At 73.1% G+C, this 16,043-nt stretch carries 14 protein-coding genes; 5 read left to right on the forward strand and 9 right to left on the reverse strand.

The features are described from left to right. Positions 1–25: 25 nt before the first annotated feature. From VQH23_RS14960 to VQH23_RS14975, 4 genes are all read right to left on the reverse strand, one after another. Complete coding sequence (locus tag VQH23_RS14960) at positions 26–1,075, reverse strand: tripartite tricarboxylate transporter substrate-binding protein (protein ID WP_338661536.1); 1,050 nt, start codon at positions 1,073–1,075, stop codon at positions 26–28. 157 nt (positions 1,076–1,232) lie between these two features. Beyond that, positions 1,233–2,231, reverse strand: coding sequence for a hypothetical protein (locus tag VQH23_RS14965; RefSeq protein WP_338661537.1), 999 nt, complete (start codon positions 2,229–2,231; stop codon positions 1,233–1,235). A 39-nt stretch (positions 2,232–2,270) separates the two neighbouring features. Continuing rightward, positions 2,271–3,395: an aminotransferase class I/II-fold pyridoxal phosphate-dependent enzyme gene (locus VQH23_RS14970; protein ID WP_338661538.1), complete on the reverse strand. Its 1,125-nt coding sequence runs from the start codon at positions 3,393–3,395 to the stop codon at positions 2,271–2,273. Positions 3,396–3,519: 124 nt separating this feature from the next. Beyond that, a complete protein-coding gene (locus VQH23_RS14975) occupies positions 3,520–4,947 on the reverse strand; it encodes a gamma-glutamyltransferase (RefSeq protein ID WP_338661539.1) in 1,428 nt (475 codons plus the stop codon). Positions 4,948–5,156: 209 nt separating this feature from the next. On the opposite strand from VQH23_RS14975, the gene VQH23_RS14980 reads away from it, so the two are divergent. Together VQH23_RS14980 and kynA are read left to right on the forward strand one after the other, a co-directional pair. Further along, a complete protein-coding gene (locus tag VQH23_RS14980; RefSeq protein ID WP_338661540.1) occupies positions 5,157–5,948 on the forward strand; it encodes a DsbA family protein in 792 nt (263 codons plus the stop codon). Beyond that, positions 5,941–6,837, forward strand: coding sequence for a tryptophan 2,3-dioxygenase (gene kynA / locus VQH23_RS14985; protein ID WP_338661541.1), 897 nt, complete (start codon positions 5,941–5,943; stop codon positions 6,835–6,837). The genes VQH23_RS14980 and kynA overlap by 8 nt, the downstream gene beginning before the upstream one ends. 198 nt (positions 6,838–7,035) lie before the next feature. Here kynA and VQH23_RS14990 read toward each other — a convergent pair whose 3' ends face one another. Beyond that, on the reverse strand, positions 7,036–7,677 hold the full coding sequence (locus VQH23_RS14990; protein ID WP_338661542.1) for a hydrolase: 642 nt from the start codon (positions 7,675–7,677) through the stop codon (positions 7,036–7,038). Between the two features lie 284 nt (positions 7,678–7,961). Here VQH23_RS14990 and VQH23_RS14995 point away from each other — a divergent pair, with 284 nt between their 5' ends. After that, entirely contained in the window at positions 7,962–8,891 is a 930-nt protein-coding gene (locus tag VQH23_RS14995; RefSeq protein ID WP_338661543.1) for a LysR family transcriptional regulator, read from the forward strand. Between the two features lie 238 nt (positions 8,892–9,129). Here the strand turns inward: VQH23_RS14995 and VQH23_RS15000 are convergent, their stop codons facing one another. Next, positions 9,130–10,293, reverse strand: a complete 1,164-nt coding sequence (locus VQH23_RS15000) for an aminotransferase class V-fold PLP-dependent enzyme (protein ID WP_338661544.1) — start codon at positions 10,291–10,293, stop codon at positions 9,130–9,132. Between the two features lie 157 nt (positions 10,294–10,450). Between VQH23_RS15000 and VQH23_RS15005 the strand changes: the two genes are divergently transcribed. Together VQH23_RS15005 and VQH23_RS15010 are read left to right on the forward strand one after the other, a co-directional pair. Then, complete coding sequence (locus tag VQH23_RS15005) at positions 10,451–11,386, forward strand: succinylglutamate desuccinylase/aspartoacylase family protein (RefSeq protein WP_338661545.1); 936 nt, start codon at positions 10,451–10,453, stop codon at positions 11,384–11,386. Positions 11,387–11,456: 70 nt separating this feature from the next. Beyond that, positions 11,457–13,079, forward strand: a complete 1,623-nt coding sequence (locus VQH23_RS15010) for a hypothetical protein (RefSeq protein ID WP_338661546.1) — start codon at positions 11,457–11,459, stop codon at positions 13,077–13,079. 15 nt (positions 13,080–13,094) lie between these two features. Here VQH23_RS15010 and VQH23_RS15015 read toward each other — a convergent pair whose 3' ends face one another. The 3 genes from VQH23_RS15015 to VQH23_RS15025 form a co-directional block, all read right to left on the reverse strand. Beyond that, positions 13,095–13,868 carry a competence/damage-inducible protein A gene (locus VQH23_RS15015; protein ID WP_338661547.1) on the reverse strand — a complete coding sequence of 258 codons (774 nt, stop codon included), beginning with the start codon at positions 13,866–13,868 and terminating at the stop codon, positions 13,095–13,097. Positions 13,869–14,094: 226 nt separating this feature from the next. Continuing rightward, positions 14,095–14,769 carry a hypothetical protein gene (locus VQH23_RS15020; RefSeq protein ID WP_338661548.1) on the reverse strand — a complete coding sequence of 225 codons (675 nt, stop codon included), beginning with the start codon at positions 14,767–14,769 and terminating at the stop codon, positions 14,095–14,097. Positions 14,770–14,981: 212 nt separating this feature from the next. After that, complete coding sequence (locus tag VQH23_RS15025; RefSeq protein WP_338661549.1) at positions 14,982–16,010, reverse strand: bifunctional GNAT family N-acetyltransferase/(deoxy)nucleoside triphosphate pyrophosphohydrolase; 1,029 nt, start codon at positions 16,008–16,010, stop codon at positions 14,982–14,984. Positions 16,011–16,043: the final 33 nt, after the last annotated feature.

Below are 16,043 nucleotides of genomic sequence, written 5' to 3' on the forward strand. Positions count from 1 at the left end.
TGCCGCGCATGGGCCTGGCGCCGCGCTACTCCGTGGCGCGGATGTTCAGCCGGCGCACCAGCCCGGTCCAGCGCTCCCGCTCCACCCGCGCCGCCTCCGCCAGCGCCGCCCCGTCGCCCGCGCGCGGATCGACGCCCAGGCCCAGCAGCCGCGCACGCAGCTCGGGGTCCGCCATCGCGGCGCCGGAGGCCTCGGTGATGCGCGCCGCCAGGGCGGGCGGCATGTTCGCCGGCCCGAAGATGCCGAACCAGGTCTCGGACACGAGGCCGGGCAGCCCCGCCGCCTCGCCCGTGGGCACGCCCGGCGCCAGCGGCGTCTCCCGCTCCGAGGTGACGGCCAGCGCCTTCACCGTGCCGGCCTGGATGTGGGAGGCCGCCGTCGCCGGCACGTCCAGCAGCACGTGCACGTCGCCCCGCAGAAGCTCCGCATAGACCGCCCCCGTGCCGCGATAGGGCACGTGGACCATGCCGAGATCGCCCAGGCTGTCCAGCAGCGCCCCGTTCAGGTGCGGCGTGGTGGCGACGCCGGAGGAGCCGTAATTCACCGCGCCCCGCCGCGCCTTCGCCCAGGCGACGAGGCCGCGTAGGTCGTTTACGGGCACGGTCCTCGACACCAGCACGAGGGAGGGGGCCGCGCCGATCAGGGCCAGCGGGGTGAAGTCCTTCTCCACGTCGTAGGGCAGGTTCGCCCCCGTGGCGGGCGCGGTGGAGTGGATGGAGGAGGTGGCGAGCAGCAGCGTCAGCCCGTCCGTCGGCGCCCGCACCACCAGTTCCGCCGCCGGCACGCCGCCCGCGCCGGGGCGGTTCTCGATCACCACGGTGGTGCCCAGCCGCTGTGCGAGAAGCGGCGCGTAGAGGCGGGACACGGCGTCGGTGGCGCCGCCGGCGGGGAAGGGCACGATCAGCCGCGTCGGGCGCGCCTGAGCGGCGGCGGGACGGGGCAGCGCGGCCAGGGCCGGCAGGGCGAGAAGGGAACGGCGGTTCATCGGCATGTCCAGGGAGAAGGGGCGGGGCCTCGTCGGCAGGAGCGGCGGCCCGGCCATGTCGCCGTAAGGCTGGCGGCGGCAGGATTGCAAGGATCGCACCTGGGAAAAGCGGACGGCACGGGCCGCTCCCGGGTCCGGGCTTCATCGGGAGTGGAGGGCCTGACCGGCCGTTCCCGCTCCTACCTGCGGCGAGGTACTCCGGGCGCCGGACCGCTGCCGGCAGGCCCGGCAAGGCACCTGCCGGCGCTCAGGACACCAGGGCCGGGTTCCGCCATCCCTGCACGCCATCCACCGTCACGACGCGGACGGGGTCGTGCATGTTCAGGATCGCCGGCCGTTCGACCTCCAGCCGCCAGCCGGCCGCGGAGAGCAGCTCGAACAGGCGCCCCTCGATCGGGCGGCTATGGGTGCCGATGAGCAGGTAGGCCACCTTGCCGGAGAGCAGGTCGAGCGTGGCCTCGATCAGCGGCACCTCGCCGCCCTGGATGTCCACGTGCAGGAGATCGACGCGGGCATAGGGCGCGAGCACCTGCGACATCGGCAGCATGGGCAGCGCGGTGTGGGAGCCCGAGCGGAGCGCCTCCTCGCGCTGCGCGTCGGTGGCACCGAAGACGGGCTCCAGCCCCCAGTTGCCGCCCTCCACTCCTTGCACCGGAAAGAGGGCCGTGCCGGCGACCGCCGCGGCGACGCCGTGCTGCAGATCCAGCTGGTCCGGGGTGAAGCCGTTGACGGAGGTGACCTTGCGGGCGAGCTCCAGGTGGCTCTCGTCGCCCTCAACCCCGACCAGCGCGACGTCCAGCCCGGCCCGCCGCGCCGCCACGCCCGTGATGTTCAGCCAGCAGCCCCAGCCGCAGCCCAGCTCCACCACGGTGAACCGTTCCCGTGCCAGTTCCACCGCGCGCAGCGCGGCGCCGAACTCCGCGAGATCGGCGTGCCAGTTGGCGGGGTTGGGCAGGCCTTCCACGGTGCCGGCCATCGGTCCCAGGATTTCGGGCAGCACGGCGGTGTCGACCTGCACGCCGAGGAAGTTGGTGACGTGACCGGGGCGCGGCTGCAGCCCTTCCTGCGCGTGACGCATCAGGACCGTGAGCGGGTCGAAGACCGCGTTGTAGTGGAAGAAGGGGCTGGGCCTCGGGATGAGGCGGAGCTCCTCCGCCAACTCGTCCCGCTCCCGCGCGAGGGCGTTGCGGGCGTCTTGCAACCGGCGGATCGCCGGCACCAGCCGTGCTGCGTCTCGGAGCATCATTAGGGGATCGAACTATTCGAGCCCCCAAAAGCTGTCAAATCAGCCGGCGCCCCGCAGCCAGCGCCGCAGCCGCCCCGGTGCCTCCGCCATGGCCGCCTCCGGCCCGCAATAGCTGAAGCGCAGGAAGCGCGCCCCGCGCTTCGGGTCGAAATCCACCCCCGGGGTGGCGGCGATCCCGGCCTCCTCCAGCATGCGCCGGCAGAACTCCGGGCTGTCATTCGTCAGGTGCCCGACATCGGCCCAAATGTAGAAGGCGCCGTCCGCCGCCGCGATCCGGTCGAACCCCGCTTCCGGCAGCCCGGCCAGCAGCACGTCGCGGGAGCGACGGTAAGTCGCGCGGTTCGCCTCCAGTTCCTCGATGCAGTCGAAGGCCGCCTCCGCCGCCACCTGCGCGACATGGGGGGCGGAGATGAACATGTTCTGCGCCAGCCGTTCCACCGAGCGCACCAGGTCCTCCGGAAGCACGGTCCAGCCCACGCGCCAGCCGGTCATGCTGAAGTACTTGGAGAAGCTGTTCACCACGATCGCGCTCGGCGAGAGGGCGGCGGCCGTCGCTTCCTCCATGCCGTAGGACAGGCCGTGGTAGATCTCGTCCGAGATCAGCCGCACCCCGTTGGCGTGGCACCAGCGGGCGATGGCGCCGAGTTCCCCCGGGGACAGCATCGTGCCGGCGGGATTGCAGGGGCTGGCGACGATCAGCCCGGCCGGGCGCGGGTCCAGCGCGTCCAGCATCGCGGCCGTCGGCTGGAACCGGGTGGCGGCGTCGCAGGGCAGGAGCTGCGGCACCATGCCGAGCGCCGTGAGGATGTTGGCGTAAGGTGGGTAGTAGGGCGCGGCCATCGCCACCCGGTCCCCCGCGTCGAAGGCCGCGAGGAAGGCCAGCGGGAAGGCGCCGGAGGCCCCCACCGTCACCGCGATCCGCTCCATCGGCACGGCGGCGCCGTAGTGCCCGGCATAGCGGGCGGCGATGCGCGCGCGGAGGGAGGGAAGGCCGAAGGCCTCCGTGTAGCCCATGGGGTGGCCGTCCCGCAGGGCGCGGGCGGCGGCCTCGGCGGCGCCGCGCGGGGCGCCGGTGCCGGGCTGCCCCACCTCCATCCGCAGGATGCCCGGCTCGCCCGGCCGCAGCGCGGCGGCCCGCGCGTTGGCGGCCGCGATCACGTCCATGACGAGGAAGGGCGGCGCGCTGGCGCCCCGCCCGACCTTCAGGCCCGCGGAAAGCGGGCTTCCTGAAGGCAGGCTTCCCAAAGGCGAGCCCCCCAAAGGCAAGCCCCCGGAAAGGCCCGCCACCTCAGTCGTTCCCGGTGGAGATGCCGAAGCCCCGCGCATCCGCCACCGCGGAGCAGTTGGAGGCCCGGACGCTGCCCTGGCAGGTGATGGCGACGCCGCGCCCCGGCTCCGGCGCGCCGGAGGCCACGGCCTGGGCCAGCGGCACGCGGCGGCCGAGATGCAGCCCCGCGGGTCCGCCGGCGGCCGCCGGGGCCGCGCCCTGACCGGAGCCGGCGCCGACGTAGCGCATGGTCTTCACGTTCAGGTTGGCCAGCAGCACCGCGCCCAGCGGCGGCGGCTGCACGCCGCCCATCCCCGGCGCGGGCGCCAGCAGGAAGCCCATGCCCGGCACCATGCGCCCGGTGCCGAAGAGGTTGTTCATGGTGAAGGCGCAGGCCACCGCCCCGCCCTCCCGGTCCTGCACCACCACGGAGGTGCTGGCGCCGAAGCTTCCGGCGACGACGGCGGGCGCGCCGCCCGCGGCCGTGGCGCGGAAGGCCGCCAGCGTCGCGCCACCATCCACGGTGGCGGGCAGGGTGCCCAGCACGTCCGATCCCACCCGCTCCTGCGCCGCCGCCACGGCCTGGGGCACGGCGGCGCGCATCTCCGCAACGGTGAGAGAGCCGCCGGCCGCCGCGCTGCCCTCCTCCACCCGCCGCGCCAGCCCGCCCCCGTGGAAGTCGCCCACCCCCGCGGTCCGGATGCTGGAGAGGGTGGAGGCCAGCTCCGTCTGGGTCAGCGTGGTGCCCTCGGCCACCGGGCTGCCACCGGGGGCGAAGACGGCGCGGGAGACGGGGTCGGCCAGCAGGGGGCCGGCCACCGCCGCCAGGTCCGCCGACAGCGCGCGGGAGACGGGGGTGCCGAAGCGGGCCATGCCCTCGGCCGGGGCGATGGTGCGCTCGAAGGGCAGGCGGCCCTGGCGGGCATGCAGGGCGAAGAGGCCGCGGGCCATCATGGGGATCGCGGCGGGCCGGTCCGCCCCGCGCGGCGCGGCTTCTCGCGCGCCGGGCTGGAAGAGGAAGGCCTCGACCTCGTTGCGCCGGGGATCGTAGCCCAGGCAGGCGCCGCCGCCGCCGAGCCCGGCGCGGGAGGGGAGGGTGACCGCGAGGGCGAAGCCCGCCGCCGCCGCCGCGTCCGCGGCCGAGCCGCCGGCCGAGAGGACGTCCCGCGCCACCGTCGCCGCGCGCGGCTCCTCCGCCGCCACGTTGCCGAGGAAGCCCTGCACGTAGCCGGCCTGGCCGGGCTGGAGGGAGGGCCCGCCCGTGATGGCGTTGCTCACCCGGTCGATGGTGGAGCAGCCCGCCAGCGCCGCCAGGGCGAGGGCGAGGGACGCGGCCTTCGCCTGCCGCACGGGCGCCTGCCGCGCGGGGAAGCGCGTGAGGGGGCGGGGCGCGAGGGCGCTCTCGGGGTTCGCCATGCTGTCCTGGGCCATTCCCACGGTGGTCGTCATCGCCGCGTTCCTCGCACCGGGGGGCGCAGGGGCGCAAGGGGGGCAGGGCGCGATGGCGGGCTTCCCCGGCCTGCGACCGGGCGTGGCACCGGGGCGGAACCGGCGCCCGGGAAAGGGGACGGGGCTGGAATGCGGGGCGGCGCGGGCCATGATAGGCTGCCACCCTGAAGGCCCGCGCCGGGGCCGCCCCGGCAGAGGAACGGAACACGATGAAGCAGATCCTGATGGCGGGCGCCGCGCTGGCGCTGGGCGGCGGCATGGCCCTGGCGCAGGTGGCGGCCCCGCAGGGCCCGCCGCCACAGGGCGTCCCCCCCGCGCCGTCCGCCGCCCCGGCCTTCTCCCCGCAGCAGCGGGAGGAGATCGTCTCCATCCTGCGGGAAGCGCTGAGATCCGACCCCTCCATCCTGCGGGACGCGATCGGCGCGGTGCAGGAGGCGCAGCGCCGGGAGCAGGCCGATGCCCAGCGCGCCGCCCTGGCCGCCAGCCGCGACGCGCTGTTCAACGACGCGCGCGACCCCATCAAGGGCAATCCGCGCGGCGACGTGACGATCGTGGAGTTCTTCGACCCGCGCTGCGGCTACTGCAAGGCGCTGCACCCGAACATGCAGTCGCTGCTGCAGCGGGACCGCAACATCCGCGTGGTGATGAAGGACCTGCCGATCCTCGGGCCGGCCAGCGTCGTCGCCAGCCGCGCTCTCCTGGCCGCGCAGAAGCAGGGCAAGTACGAGCCGCTCTACGACGCGCTTCTGCGGCTGCGGACGGAGCCGACGGAGGGGGTAATCCAGGCCGAGGCGCAGCGCGCCGGCCTGGACTGGCCCCGGCTGCGGCGGGACATGGACGACCCGGCGATCATGGAGCGCATCCAGGGCAACATGGCCCTGGCCCAGCGCCTGCAGCTGGAGGGGACGCCCGCCCTGGTGATCGGCGAGACCCTCGTCCCCGGCGCGGTGGAGCTGCCGGAGCTGGAGCGGTTGGTGGCCGAGGCGCGCCGCCGTGGCTGAGCCGGCGGAGGGGGATTCGCCCGGACGGGACACCCCCTCCGGCGGAGCGGAGGCGCCCGACCACGCGCGGGAGGAGGGGCGCGGCCTCGCGACCGACTTCTCCCGCACCATGTCCTACGGCGGCTACCTGAAGCTGGACACCCTGCTCTCCGCGCAGGAGCCGCTCTCGGACCGGCACGACGAGCTGCTCTTCATCGTCATCCACCACGTCCAGGAACTCTGGATGAAGCTCATCATCCGGGAGCTGGAGGTGGCGACGGCCTGCGTGCGGGCGGACGACCTGCGCCCGGCCTTCAAGGGCATGGCGCGCGTCTCCCGGATCCAGCGGCAGCTGGTGGAGGCCTGGGACGTGCTCTCCACCATGACGCCGGCGGACTACCTGGCCTTCCGGGACGTGCTCGGACAGTCCTCGGGCTTCCAGTCCTGGCAGTACCGCCTGTTGGAGATCCTGCTCGGCGCGCGGGACGAGTTCATGCTGAAGCCGCACGCGCACGACGCCGCGCTGACGGCGCGTCTGCGCGGGGCTTTCGACTCCCCTTCGCTCTACCAGGAGGCCCTGCGGCTGCTGGCCCGTCGCGGCATCCCCGTGCCGGATGCGGTGCTGAACCGCGATCCCGCGACGCCGCACGCCGAGGACGAGGGCGTGGTGCGCGCCTGGGAAATCATCTACCGCGACAGCGCCGGGCACTTCGACCTTTACGAGCTGGCCGAGGAGCTGGTGGACCTGGAGGACGCCTTCCAGCAGTGGCGCTTCCGCCACGTCACCACGGTGGAGCGGGTGATCGGGATGCGCACCGGCACGGGCGGATCGGCGGGCGTGGCGTATCTGCGGCGCGCGCTGGAACGGCGCTTCTTCCCAGAGCTTTGGACGGTGCGCGGGCGGCTGTAGCGGCGGCTCCGCGATTGCAAGGACGGCAAATGGGTCCAAGCATCCGCCACTCGGCAACCTTCCACCCTTCCCCGACGATCGACGGCGGGCCGCGCCGGCGCTGAAAGCGACCGTTGGGTTCGGGGCTCCTGACCACCCAGTCCATGGAGGCGGCGAACGCCATTGCGATCGCCGCCGTCCCTGGACCTCAGCCGTTGTTCAGGCTGCGTGCGCTTGCGCGGCCTTCTCGGGGTTGAAGCCGTCGAAGCTCTCGAAGACGCCCATGAAGCCGGGGATGGTCGCCTCGCGCGCCCAGTCCCGCTGGAGCTCGCAGTACAACTGGACGCGGCTGATCAGCTTGGCACCCGCCTGCTCCATGCGACGCAGCGCCGTCTCGTGCGCGGCGACCGAGGTGCCGCCCACGGCGTCCACGGGGACATAGACCTCGTAGCCTTCCTGGATCGCGTCGAGCGCGGGGAAGGCCAGGCACACCTCGGTCCACAGCGCGGTCATGATCAGCTTCTGGCGGCCGAGCGCCTTGACCGCCTGCTTGAAGCCCACATCCTCCCAGGAATTGACCGTCGTCCGGTCATAGGTCGGCAGGTGTCCGATGATCTCCTGAAGTTCCTTGATCGGCGGCTTGTTGCGGCCCGTCTCGACGTTGACCGTCGAGTGGATGATCGGGACGTTGTAGTTGAGTGCCGCCTTGGTGGTGCTCACGATGTTGAACACCAGTTCCTCGCGCGGCATCGAACGGATCGAGGAGACCTGAATCGGCTGGTAGTCGATGATGATGAGGGCCGAATTCTCGGGCGTGAGAAGATGGTCGGTCCGGGGGTTGCGGATCGGTTCGCTCGTCATGGGTAGGTCTCCCTCTCGGTTGGGATGGCGATCAGCTCAGGCTGGACAGTTGCGGGCGCAGTGGGTCCAACTCGGGATCAGGGATCGCGCGCGCTGCACGGGGCACATGCTCGGCGACGCGTCCGGTCGCCGCTTGGATCGGTCCTGAGATCCTGCGAGGCGACCGGTGCGGGCAGGATTTACGCTGTTTCCCGTTCTCGAGAAGGCGCCGTCCGGAGCACAGATTGTTCTGTTCCTTTGAACCTGCGCGTTGATGTTCGATCCTTGCGCGCTCAGTATGTGTCATGGCCGATCGGTTCGAAGATCTGCGAGCGCTGGTTGCCGTCGTTTCCGGCGGCGGGTTTGCTGCAGGAGCGGAGCGCCTCGGCGTTGCCAAGTCGGCGGTGAGCCGTCGCATCCGTGAGCTCGAGGACCGGCTCGGCGCAAGGCTGTTCAACCGGACGACGCGCCGCATCCAGCTTACCGAGACCGGCCGCGAGTTTCATGATCGTGCGGTCGAGCTTCTGGCAGGTCTTGCTGAAGCGGAGGAGGCGGCTTCGAGCGCGAGCCACCAGCTGAAGGGTCGCATCCGTATCGCGGCGCCGGTCTCTTTCACCACGCACTGCCTGGCCCCGGCGGTGGGCCGCTTCCTGGAGCGCCATCCTGCCGTCACGCTGTCGATCGACACGGACGACCGCATGGTCGATCTGGTGCGCGACGGTTTCGATCTCGCGATCCGAATCGCGAGGCTGCCTGATTCCTCGCTCGTGGCGCGCCGGCTCGCCACCATCCGGCACGTGTGTGTTGCCAGCCCCGCGCTGCTCCAGCGGCTCGGGACGCCGCAGAAGCCCGAGGAGCTCTCGCGCTTTCCCGGGGTGGCCTACTCGAACGTCGAAGAAGCCTCCTACTGGAAATTCGCCGGCAACGTCGTGCCGTCCGTGACCAGCCGGATCGACTTCACGAACGGCGATGCTGTCCGGGAAGCGGCCATTGCCGGGCTCGGCGTGGCGATGCTTCCGACGTTCATTGCCCACGACGCGGTGAGGCGCGGCGCGCTCTCGATCGTGCTTGCAAACCACATGCGGCCGCCGATCGCGGTGCATGCGCTGCACCCATCGATGCGCAATCAGACGGCGCGCACGCGCGTTTTCATCGAATTTCTGGTCGACGCATTCGGTGAGCCGTTCTGGGATCGAGATCTGTTCGGCGGCCTAATCGCAGACCAGCCGCCGTAGCTGGGGCAAGCGCCGTCGCCCCCATCATGGCGATGAACAAGGCCGGTTCCGGATGCCTGTTGTCTGAAGCCCGTCAGGCTCCTTTCCGCCCCAGTGGCGATGTGCGGCTCGGCGGGATGTCCGCCCTCCGGCAGAGGGCATCGCGACACAGATTGCCAGGATAGGCGCCGGCCGGGTCCGCTCACGCACCCTCGGCGACAGCTGAGGCCCGACCTGTCACGGACCGAGCGCCAGCGCATCAATCCGGAAGCCGACGGATCCGCTCCAGCGCCGCGTCCACTTCCTCGTCCGTCTGGTAGATCCCGAAGCCGAAGCGCAGCCGCCGGCCGCGCCGGTCCGTGATGATCCCCATCGCCTGCAGCCGGGCCTGCCAGCCCTCCGCATCATCCAGGTCGAAGGCGAGGAAATTGCCGCGGCTCGGCTCGGAGAGCGGCACGGCCAGCCGCGCCGGGTCCAGCCCCGTGCCGGGAGGCCCCATGTTCTCAAGCCCGGCGCAGAAGCGTTCCTGCAACGCCACCGCGTGGTCGTGGATGGCATCGGCCGTCAGCCCCTGCTCCGCCACCCAGCGCATCGCCGCGTCCAGCCGGTAGAGGCCGGAGGGGTCGAAGGTGGCGCCAAGGAAGCGATTGCCGCCTTCCGCGTAGCCCACCTTCCCGTCGCCCGCGGCCAGCGCCCCGAAGGCGGCGTACCAGCCCGTGTCGCGCGGGCGCGGCAGCCATCCCGGCGGGCAGTGCAGGAAGCAGCAGCCCTCGCCGGCCATGGCGTACTTGTAGCCGCCCGCCGTGTAGAAGGCGCGGTGCGCGATGCGGGAGAGGCCCACCGGCCGCGCCATGAAGGCGTGGTAGCCGTCGATCACCAGCACGGCGTCCCCGGCCGCCTTCGCCAGCGCCTCGAGCCCGGTCAGCGCGTGGCCGGAGTGGAAGAACACCTCGCTCACCCAGATCAGGTCGAAGCCGCCCCGCGCCGCCTCCGCCAGCCGCGCCGCGCAGCTCCCGCCCGGCTCGGAGGCGACGCGCGTGACGGCGAGCAGCCCCTCCTCCTCCAGCCGCGCGGCCTGGCGGGCGAAGGAGTGGAACTCGCCATCCGTCGTCAGCACCCGTGCGGGGCGGCCGGTGGGCATGCAGGAGAGGATGCGGCGGACGAAGTCGTGCGTGTTGGGCGCGAAGGCCAGCGTGTCGGGCTCGGGCAGGTTCAGCTGCCCGGCCACATGGGCGCGGCAGGAATCCAGCACCGGGCCCAGCACCTCCTCCCACTTGTTGTCCTGCAGCCGCGCCGCGTCGTCCCAGGCACGCAGCTGCGCCTCCCGCGTCACGTCGGGCCAGGGATGGTGGCTGTGTGCGGCGAAGTGCAGCCGGCCCGGCTCGGCCGAGAGGAAGCGGGAGAAGTGCGCGCGCAGGTCCAAGGAAGGGCTCCGGATTGTCGCCGTGGGGCAGGCGTATAGAGTGGCGCGGGGGGACCGGGAATGGCGAAGGGCCTTGTGCCGAGCGGCGCGCAGCGATCCGCCCCGGCCGGCGCCGGGGGGGCGGCGGCCCCGCCCGGATTGCTGCACGGATGGCCGCATGGATGAGGCCTTCCCCGTCCGCGTGCCCGTGCCGGACCTGCGGGACGTGGCCGCAGGCAATACGGGCATCCCCGGCGTGTGGCAGCTGGATTCGGCGCGGCCGGGCCCGCGGGCCGCGATCATCTCCCTCATGCACGGGAACGAGTTCCAGGGGGCCACGGTGCTGGCACGCTGGCTGCGCGCGGGGCTGCGTCCGGCGCGCGGCGCGCTCACCCTCGTCTTCGCCAATCTCGACGCCTTCTCCCGCTTCGACCCGGAGGACCCGACCCTCTCCCGCTACGTGGACGAGGACCTGAACCGGGTCTGGAGCCCCGCCCTGCTGGACGGGTCTCGGGACAGCCTGGAGATGCGCCGCGCCCGGGCGCTGCGCCCGGTGGTGGAGGCGGCGGAGGTGGTGCTGGACCTGCACTCCATGCTCTGGCCCTCCGACCCGGTGATGATCGCCGGCGCCTCCCCCGCCGCGCTGGAGCTGGCCCGCGCGATCGCCGCACCCCCGGTGATCCTGGTGGACGGGGAGCGGCCGGAGGGGCCACGCCTGATCGACCACGCCGCCTTCGCGCCTGGCGCGCGCCGCCTGGCCCTGCTGGCCGAGGCGGGGCCGCACTGGGAGCCGGGGACGGAGGCCGTGGCGGAGGCCTGCGCGGCCGGGCTGCTGCGCGCCCTGGGGATGGCGCCGGCCGCGGGCGCCCCGAACATTCGGCCGGAGGTCTGGACGCTGTCCCGCTGCGTGATCGCCGCCTCCCGCTACTTTGCTTTCACCGAGGCCTTTCGCGGCGGCGCGGTAATTCCGCGCGCCGGCACGCTGATCGCCCGGGACGGGGAGGCGGAGATCCGCACCCCGCACGACGACTGCATGCTGGTGATGCCCAGCCCCCGCGTGATGCGCGGCCACGTAGCGGTGCGGCTGGCGCGCCGGGCCGGGGCGCCGGACTAACCGGGGCTGCTGTCAGGCGCGGGCACCCTGTGGTAGCGGGCCGCATGACAGAGCCGCGACCAACCCGGGGATGACGTCCGCGCCGAAGGGCCCCCCGCGGCTCGACCTCGACCGCCTGCTCGGCGACGCGGCGCCGGACCGGCTGGCGGTGCTGCTGCTGGCCTATCTCACCCTTCCCGCGCTGGTCTTCCTTGGCGGCTGGGCGCAGCCCTGGGCCGCGGCGGCCGCCGGGCTGGCGGGGCTTGGCGCGGTCCTGCTCGCGCCGGGCTGGCGCCGGGCCTGGCCCCTCTCGCCGGGAATGACGCTGGCCTGCCTCGCGCTGGGCCTGCTCTGGGCGGGCGCCACGGGGTCCCACCACCTCGTCTACAGCTCCGCCGACTGGCAGATCCGGGACGCGGTGCTGCGCGACCTCGCCGTCGAGGCCTGGCCGGTGGCCTACCTGGATGCGGACCGGGGAGTGGAATGGCTGCTCCGGGCCCCGCTGGGCTTCTACACCGTGCCGGGCCTGCTGGGCCGGGCGCTCGGCTTCCCGGCCGCGCAAATCGCCCTCTGGGCCTGGACGGGGCTGGGCTTCGCGCTGGTCCTGATGCTGCTCGCCCTCCTGGCGCGGGCGGTGGCGCCCGCCCGGCCGGGGCGCGCCTTCGCCGTGATGGCGGGCGTCTTCGTCCTGTTCCACGGCGTCGACATCCTCCCGAACATCTGGCTGGACTGGAATTTCGGCACCGGCCCCTTCGCCAGCTGGGGGCGGGGCGGGGAGTGGTGGCCGCGGCTCTTCCAGTACTCCGGCCACGTCACCGCGATCCTCTGGGCGCCGAACCACGCCCTGCCGGCCTGGCTGCTGGCGCTGCTGGTGCTGCGCCACGGGCGCCACCCGGATCTTGCCCGCGGCCTGGCCATGCCCTTCGCGGCCGGCGCCTTCTGGAGTCCCCTGGCGAGCGCAGGCGCCGCCGTGCTGGCCGGCGCGGCGCTGCTGCGGGCAGGGGGGTGGGGCGCCGTCCGGCACGCCGTCTCGCCTGCCAACCTCCTCGCCGTGGTCTTCGCCCTGCCGGTCTGCGCCTACCTCGTCGCCGGAACGGCGGCGGTGCCGCACGGGGTGCTGTTCCTGGTGCACCCGCCGCTGAAGGGCTTCCTCGTCTGGCTGCTCTTCCTCGTGGTGGAGGTGCTGTGCTGGGCCGTTCCCGCGGCGGTGCTGGTGCGCGGCTGGACCTTCGGGGTCTCCGTTGCCCTGCTCTGCCTGCTGCCGCTCTACGTCTTCGGGCCGGGGAACGAGATGACGGCGCGGGGCGGCATGGCGCCCCTGGCCGTGCTGGCGGTGGCGGCGGGCGCGGCCCTCCTCACCCCGGCGGCGAACGCCGCCCTCTTTGCCCCGGCGGCGAACGCCGCCCTCTTTGCCCCGGCGGCGGAGCGGGCCGGGCGGATTGCGCGCCGCGCGCTGCTGGCCTGCGGCGCCCTGGCGCTGGCCGGCACGGCGATGGAGGCCAGCCTGCTCCTCAAGCCCGCCTGGAGGGCCAGCGAGACCTGCGACCTTCTCGAGGCCGCGCGGCAGTCGGTCTTTGCGCGCACCACGGAGTGGGCGCATTACCTGGCGCCGCTGCCGGAGCCCCTGGTCTCGCCTTGGGTGCGGGAGCCGCCCCGGCGCCCGGCGGACCGCACGAGCGCGGCCCCGCCCTGCTGGACGGGCGGGGGGCCGTAGTTGAGGCCGGTTGGGTCAGGCGGCGGGAGGCTCGCCCTCCACCGGCTCCTTCCCGTCGGCGCGGATCAGCGCGGCGATCTCGGCGGCCGCCGCGTCCAGCGCCGCCTCGTCCGTGCCCTTCGCCACCAGCGCCACGCCGTTCCCGCCCGCGCGGTAATAGGGGTAGGAGCCGATATCGAGGGCGGGGAAGCGGTTCTGGACGGCCGTCAGCGCCTCCGCGATCGTTCCCTCCAGCAGCCCGTTGGCGTGGACGGCGCGGGACCGCACGGGGGTGCCGCCCTGGAGCGTGGGCGCGATTACCTCGAACATGCTGCGCATGATGCGCGGCACGCCGGCCATAACGTGCACGTTCTCCATCCGGAAGCCCGGCGCGGAGGTCTCGGAACAGAGGATCGGTTCGGCCCCGCGCGGCAGGGTCGCCATGCGCAGCCGCGCGGCGTTCATCGAGACGGGCGGATCGCGGCGGGCGTAGTCGGCCTCCATGATCGCGCGGGAGGGCTCGTGAACCTCCCAGGGCACGCCGAAGGCGCGGGCCACGCACTCGCTGGTGATGTCGTCATGCGTCGGGCCGATGCCGCCGGTGGTGAAGACGTAGGTGAAGGCGGCGCGGATCTCGTTGAGGGTGGCGACGATCGTCTCCGCCACGTCCGGGATGACGCGCACCTCCCGCAGCGGGATGCCGAGCTCCCCGAGGCGGGTCGCGATGAACTTCAGGTTGGCGTCCTGCGTCCGGCCCGAGAGAACCTCGTTTCCGATGATCAGCAGTGCGGCGGTGGGGGTGGCGGTCATTCGGGAACGTCTCTCCGGCGATGCATGGAGGGTCGTGCGTTCCACGGCGGCGTCAAGGGCGGGCATGCGGCGTGAGGAGGGGGCGACGCGACCGGCGCCGTCCCTCTCCGGTGCTGGAGGCCGGAGCGGCTGCGAGTCTGGTCAGGGGCCCGGCCCGTGACAGGGGGGCGCCGCCGAGGTGGCGGGCCGCGCGGCGCGAGGCGGAAGGTGCCGGCCGGGCTTGCGGTCAGCCGATCCTGACAACGTCCATCACGCCGAGTCCCGCCTCGGTCGTCATCACGAAGCGCTGGGCGTAGAACCGCCATCCGTAGCCCTTGCGGATCCCCATCACGGTGGCGCGCTCCTTGTCACTGTTGCGATAGTGGGACGGCTCGAAAATCGTTCCCTGCCCGAGAGCATTGCCCGCCATCGTGTGCTGGTCGGTGGATTGCTGTTGCAGGCTGATCTGGCCGGAATCCGAGGCGTTGGTGTGCATGACCGACTGCGCGCCGGTGGAGCTGGGCGATCCGACCGCGAAGCTGCACCCGCTCATCTCGGCCGTGAACATGATGTCGGCCTTGGTGCCGAGCGTTTTCACCCGGCCGCTGTTGAGGATGTAAGGGGCGATGTAGCAGTGGAGCGCCTGCGCATCCCCGGCCGATGCCCACTTTACGGTGAACCGCTTCGTCGCCTTACTCCTCTCGCTGTCGCCGCCGAACTTGGCCATGAGCTGGCCGAGGCCGACGCGGTTGCGCGGCCGGTGCGGCGTGTAGCCGTCGGAATCGTCCCGCAGCGTCACGCGGACCGTGCCGTCGCTCAGCAGATGGGGCGGCTTCGGATCCCACAGGGGCATGTCCAGCGCGAGAGCGTAGTGACGAAGGAACGCGAGCGGATCGCGCTTCAGTTCCTCGATCGCTGTCATCCTGTCCTCCCCGATTTGCCCCGCGCCGCCGCTATCGTGGCGATGACGCAACGGTATAGAGCAGGAACCGGACCGGATTGGCCAGCACTCCTTGACCGGCGGCGGCCCGCCCGTTCGGGCAGGCGCCTCCCTCCGATCCGGTTGCTAGTGGCGGGATGTCCTTGCCGCGCCCCGCCCGGGACATCCGGATCGTTGGGCGCAGCGCCTCGGCATCAGAGAAAGTCCCGCAGCAGGGCGACGAGCGGCTTGTCCGCCGGCGGCATGGCGTAGTCCGCCAGCCTGTTCGGCCGCACCCAGGCCAGGGCCTGGCCTTCGCGCCCCTCCGGCGTGCCGTTCCAGCGGCGGCAGAGGTAGAGCGGCATCAGCAGGTGCCTGCCACCCCTGTCCGAGGGCAGGGGATGGGAGGCGAAGGCGAAGGGCGCGAGGCAGGCGGCGGAGACGTCGATCCCCAGCTCCTCGTGCAGCTCGCGGATCAGCGCATCCTCCGGCGTCTCCCCGGGGGCGAGCTTCCCGCCGGGGAATTCCCAGAGCCCGGCCATGGGCTTGCCCTCCGGCCGACGGGCGAGGAGCACGCGGCCGTCGGAATCGATCAGCGCGCAGGCGGCCACCAGCAGCAGGTTGGCGCCCTGCGCCGGGGCCGGGGTTGCGGCGGGCGCTCCCGGCTCCGGCACCGTCTTCGGCAACGGCTCCGGGGCGGCAGAGAGCTCGGCCCGCCCGGCGCGGAAGCGGCGCACGGGCAGGCGGGCGTTGCGGGCGGTGAAGTCCTGCTCCGCCATCCCGTCCTCGAGGAAGCCGATCCGCGCCAGTACGGCGGCGGAGCGCGCGTTCTCCTCCAGCACGGAGGCGTGGATCACGTCGATGTCGAGGTTGGCCAGCGCCCAGCGCGCCACCCGCCCCGCGGCCTCCGGCCCGATTCCCTGGCCCCAGTGGCGGCGGCCCACCCAGTAGCCCAGCTCCGCGTGACGCGGGGCGTCGCGGGCGGTGGTGAGGCCGACGCAGCCCACCAGCGCGCCGTCCCGCTCCACCGCGAGATGCCAGGCCGTGCCCGCCTCGATCTGGGCGCGGGTGGAGGCGATCCATTCCTCCGCCAGCTCGCGCGAGTAAGGGAAGGGGACGCGCGCCAGCATGCGCGCCACCTCCCAGTCATTCACCAGCCGATGGAGCTGGGGCGCGTCCACCGCGCGCAGGGCGCGCAGCGTCAGCGGTCCGGCCCCAAGTGGCGCGAAGATCGCGTCGGACACCCTAGCGCCTCCCCGTCAGGGGCAGCGCCGGGG

Origin of the sequence: Pararoseomonas sp. SCSIO 73927 (assembly GCF_037040815.1) — a bacterium.
Taxonomy (GTDB): domain Bacteria; phylum Pseudomonadota; class Alphaproteobacteria; order Acetobacterales; family Acetobacteraceae; genus Roseomonas.

Bases quoted from the DNA above. Each gene is read 5' to 3' on its own strand.
- VQH23_RS14965 (WP_338661537.1), bottom strand. From the start codon at position 2,231: ATGATGCTCCGAGACGCAGCACGGCTGGTGCCGGCGATCCGCCGGTTG.
- VQH23_RS14970 (WP_338661538.1), bottom strand. From the start codon at position 3,395: ATGGACGTGATCGCGGCCGCCAACGCGCGGGCCGCCGCGCTGCGGCCG.
- VQH23_RS14975 (WP_338661539.1), bottom strand. From the start codon at position 4,947: ATGACGACCACCGTGGGAATGGCCCAGGACAGCATGGCGAACCCCGAG.
- VQH23_RS14980 (WP_338661540.1), top strand. From the start codon at position 5,157: ATGAAGCAGATCCTGATGGCGGGCGCCGCGCTGGCGCTGGGCGGCGGC.
- VQH23_RS14990 (WP_338661542.1), bottom strand. From the start codon at position 7,677: ATGACGAGCGAACCGATCCGCAACCCCCGGACCGACCATCTTCTCACG.
- VQH23_RS14995 (WP_338661543.1), top strand. From the start codon at position 7,962: ATGGCCGATCGGTTCGAAGATCTGCGAGCGCTGGTTGCCGTCGTTTCC.
- VQH23_RS15005 (WP_338661545.1), top strand. From the start codon at position 10,451: ATGGATGAGGCCTTCCCCGTCCGCGTGCCCGTGCCGGACCTGCGGGAC.
- VQH23_RS15010 (WP_338661546.1), top strand. From the start codon at position 11,457: ATGACGTCCGCGCCGAAGGGCCCCCCGCGGCTCGACCTCGACCGCCTG.
- VQH23_RS15015 (WP_338661547.1), bottom strand. From the start codon at position 13,868: ATGACCGCCACCCCCACCGCCGCACTGCTGATCATCGGAAACGAGGTT.
- VQH23_RS15020 (WP_338661548.1), bottom strand. From the start codon at position 14,769: ATGACAGCGATCGAGGAACTGAAGCGCGATCCGCTCGCGTTCCTTCGT.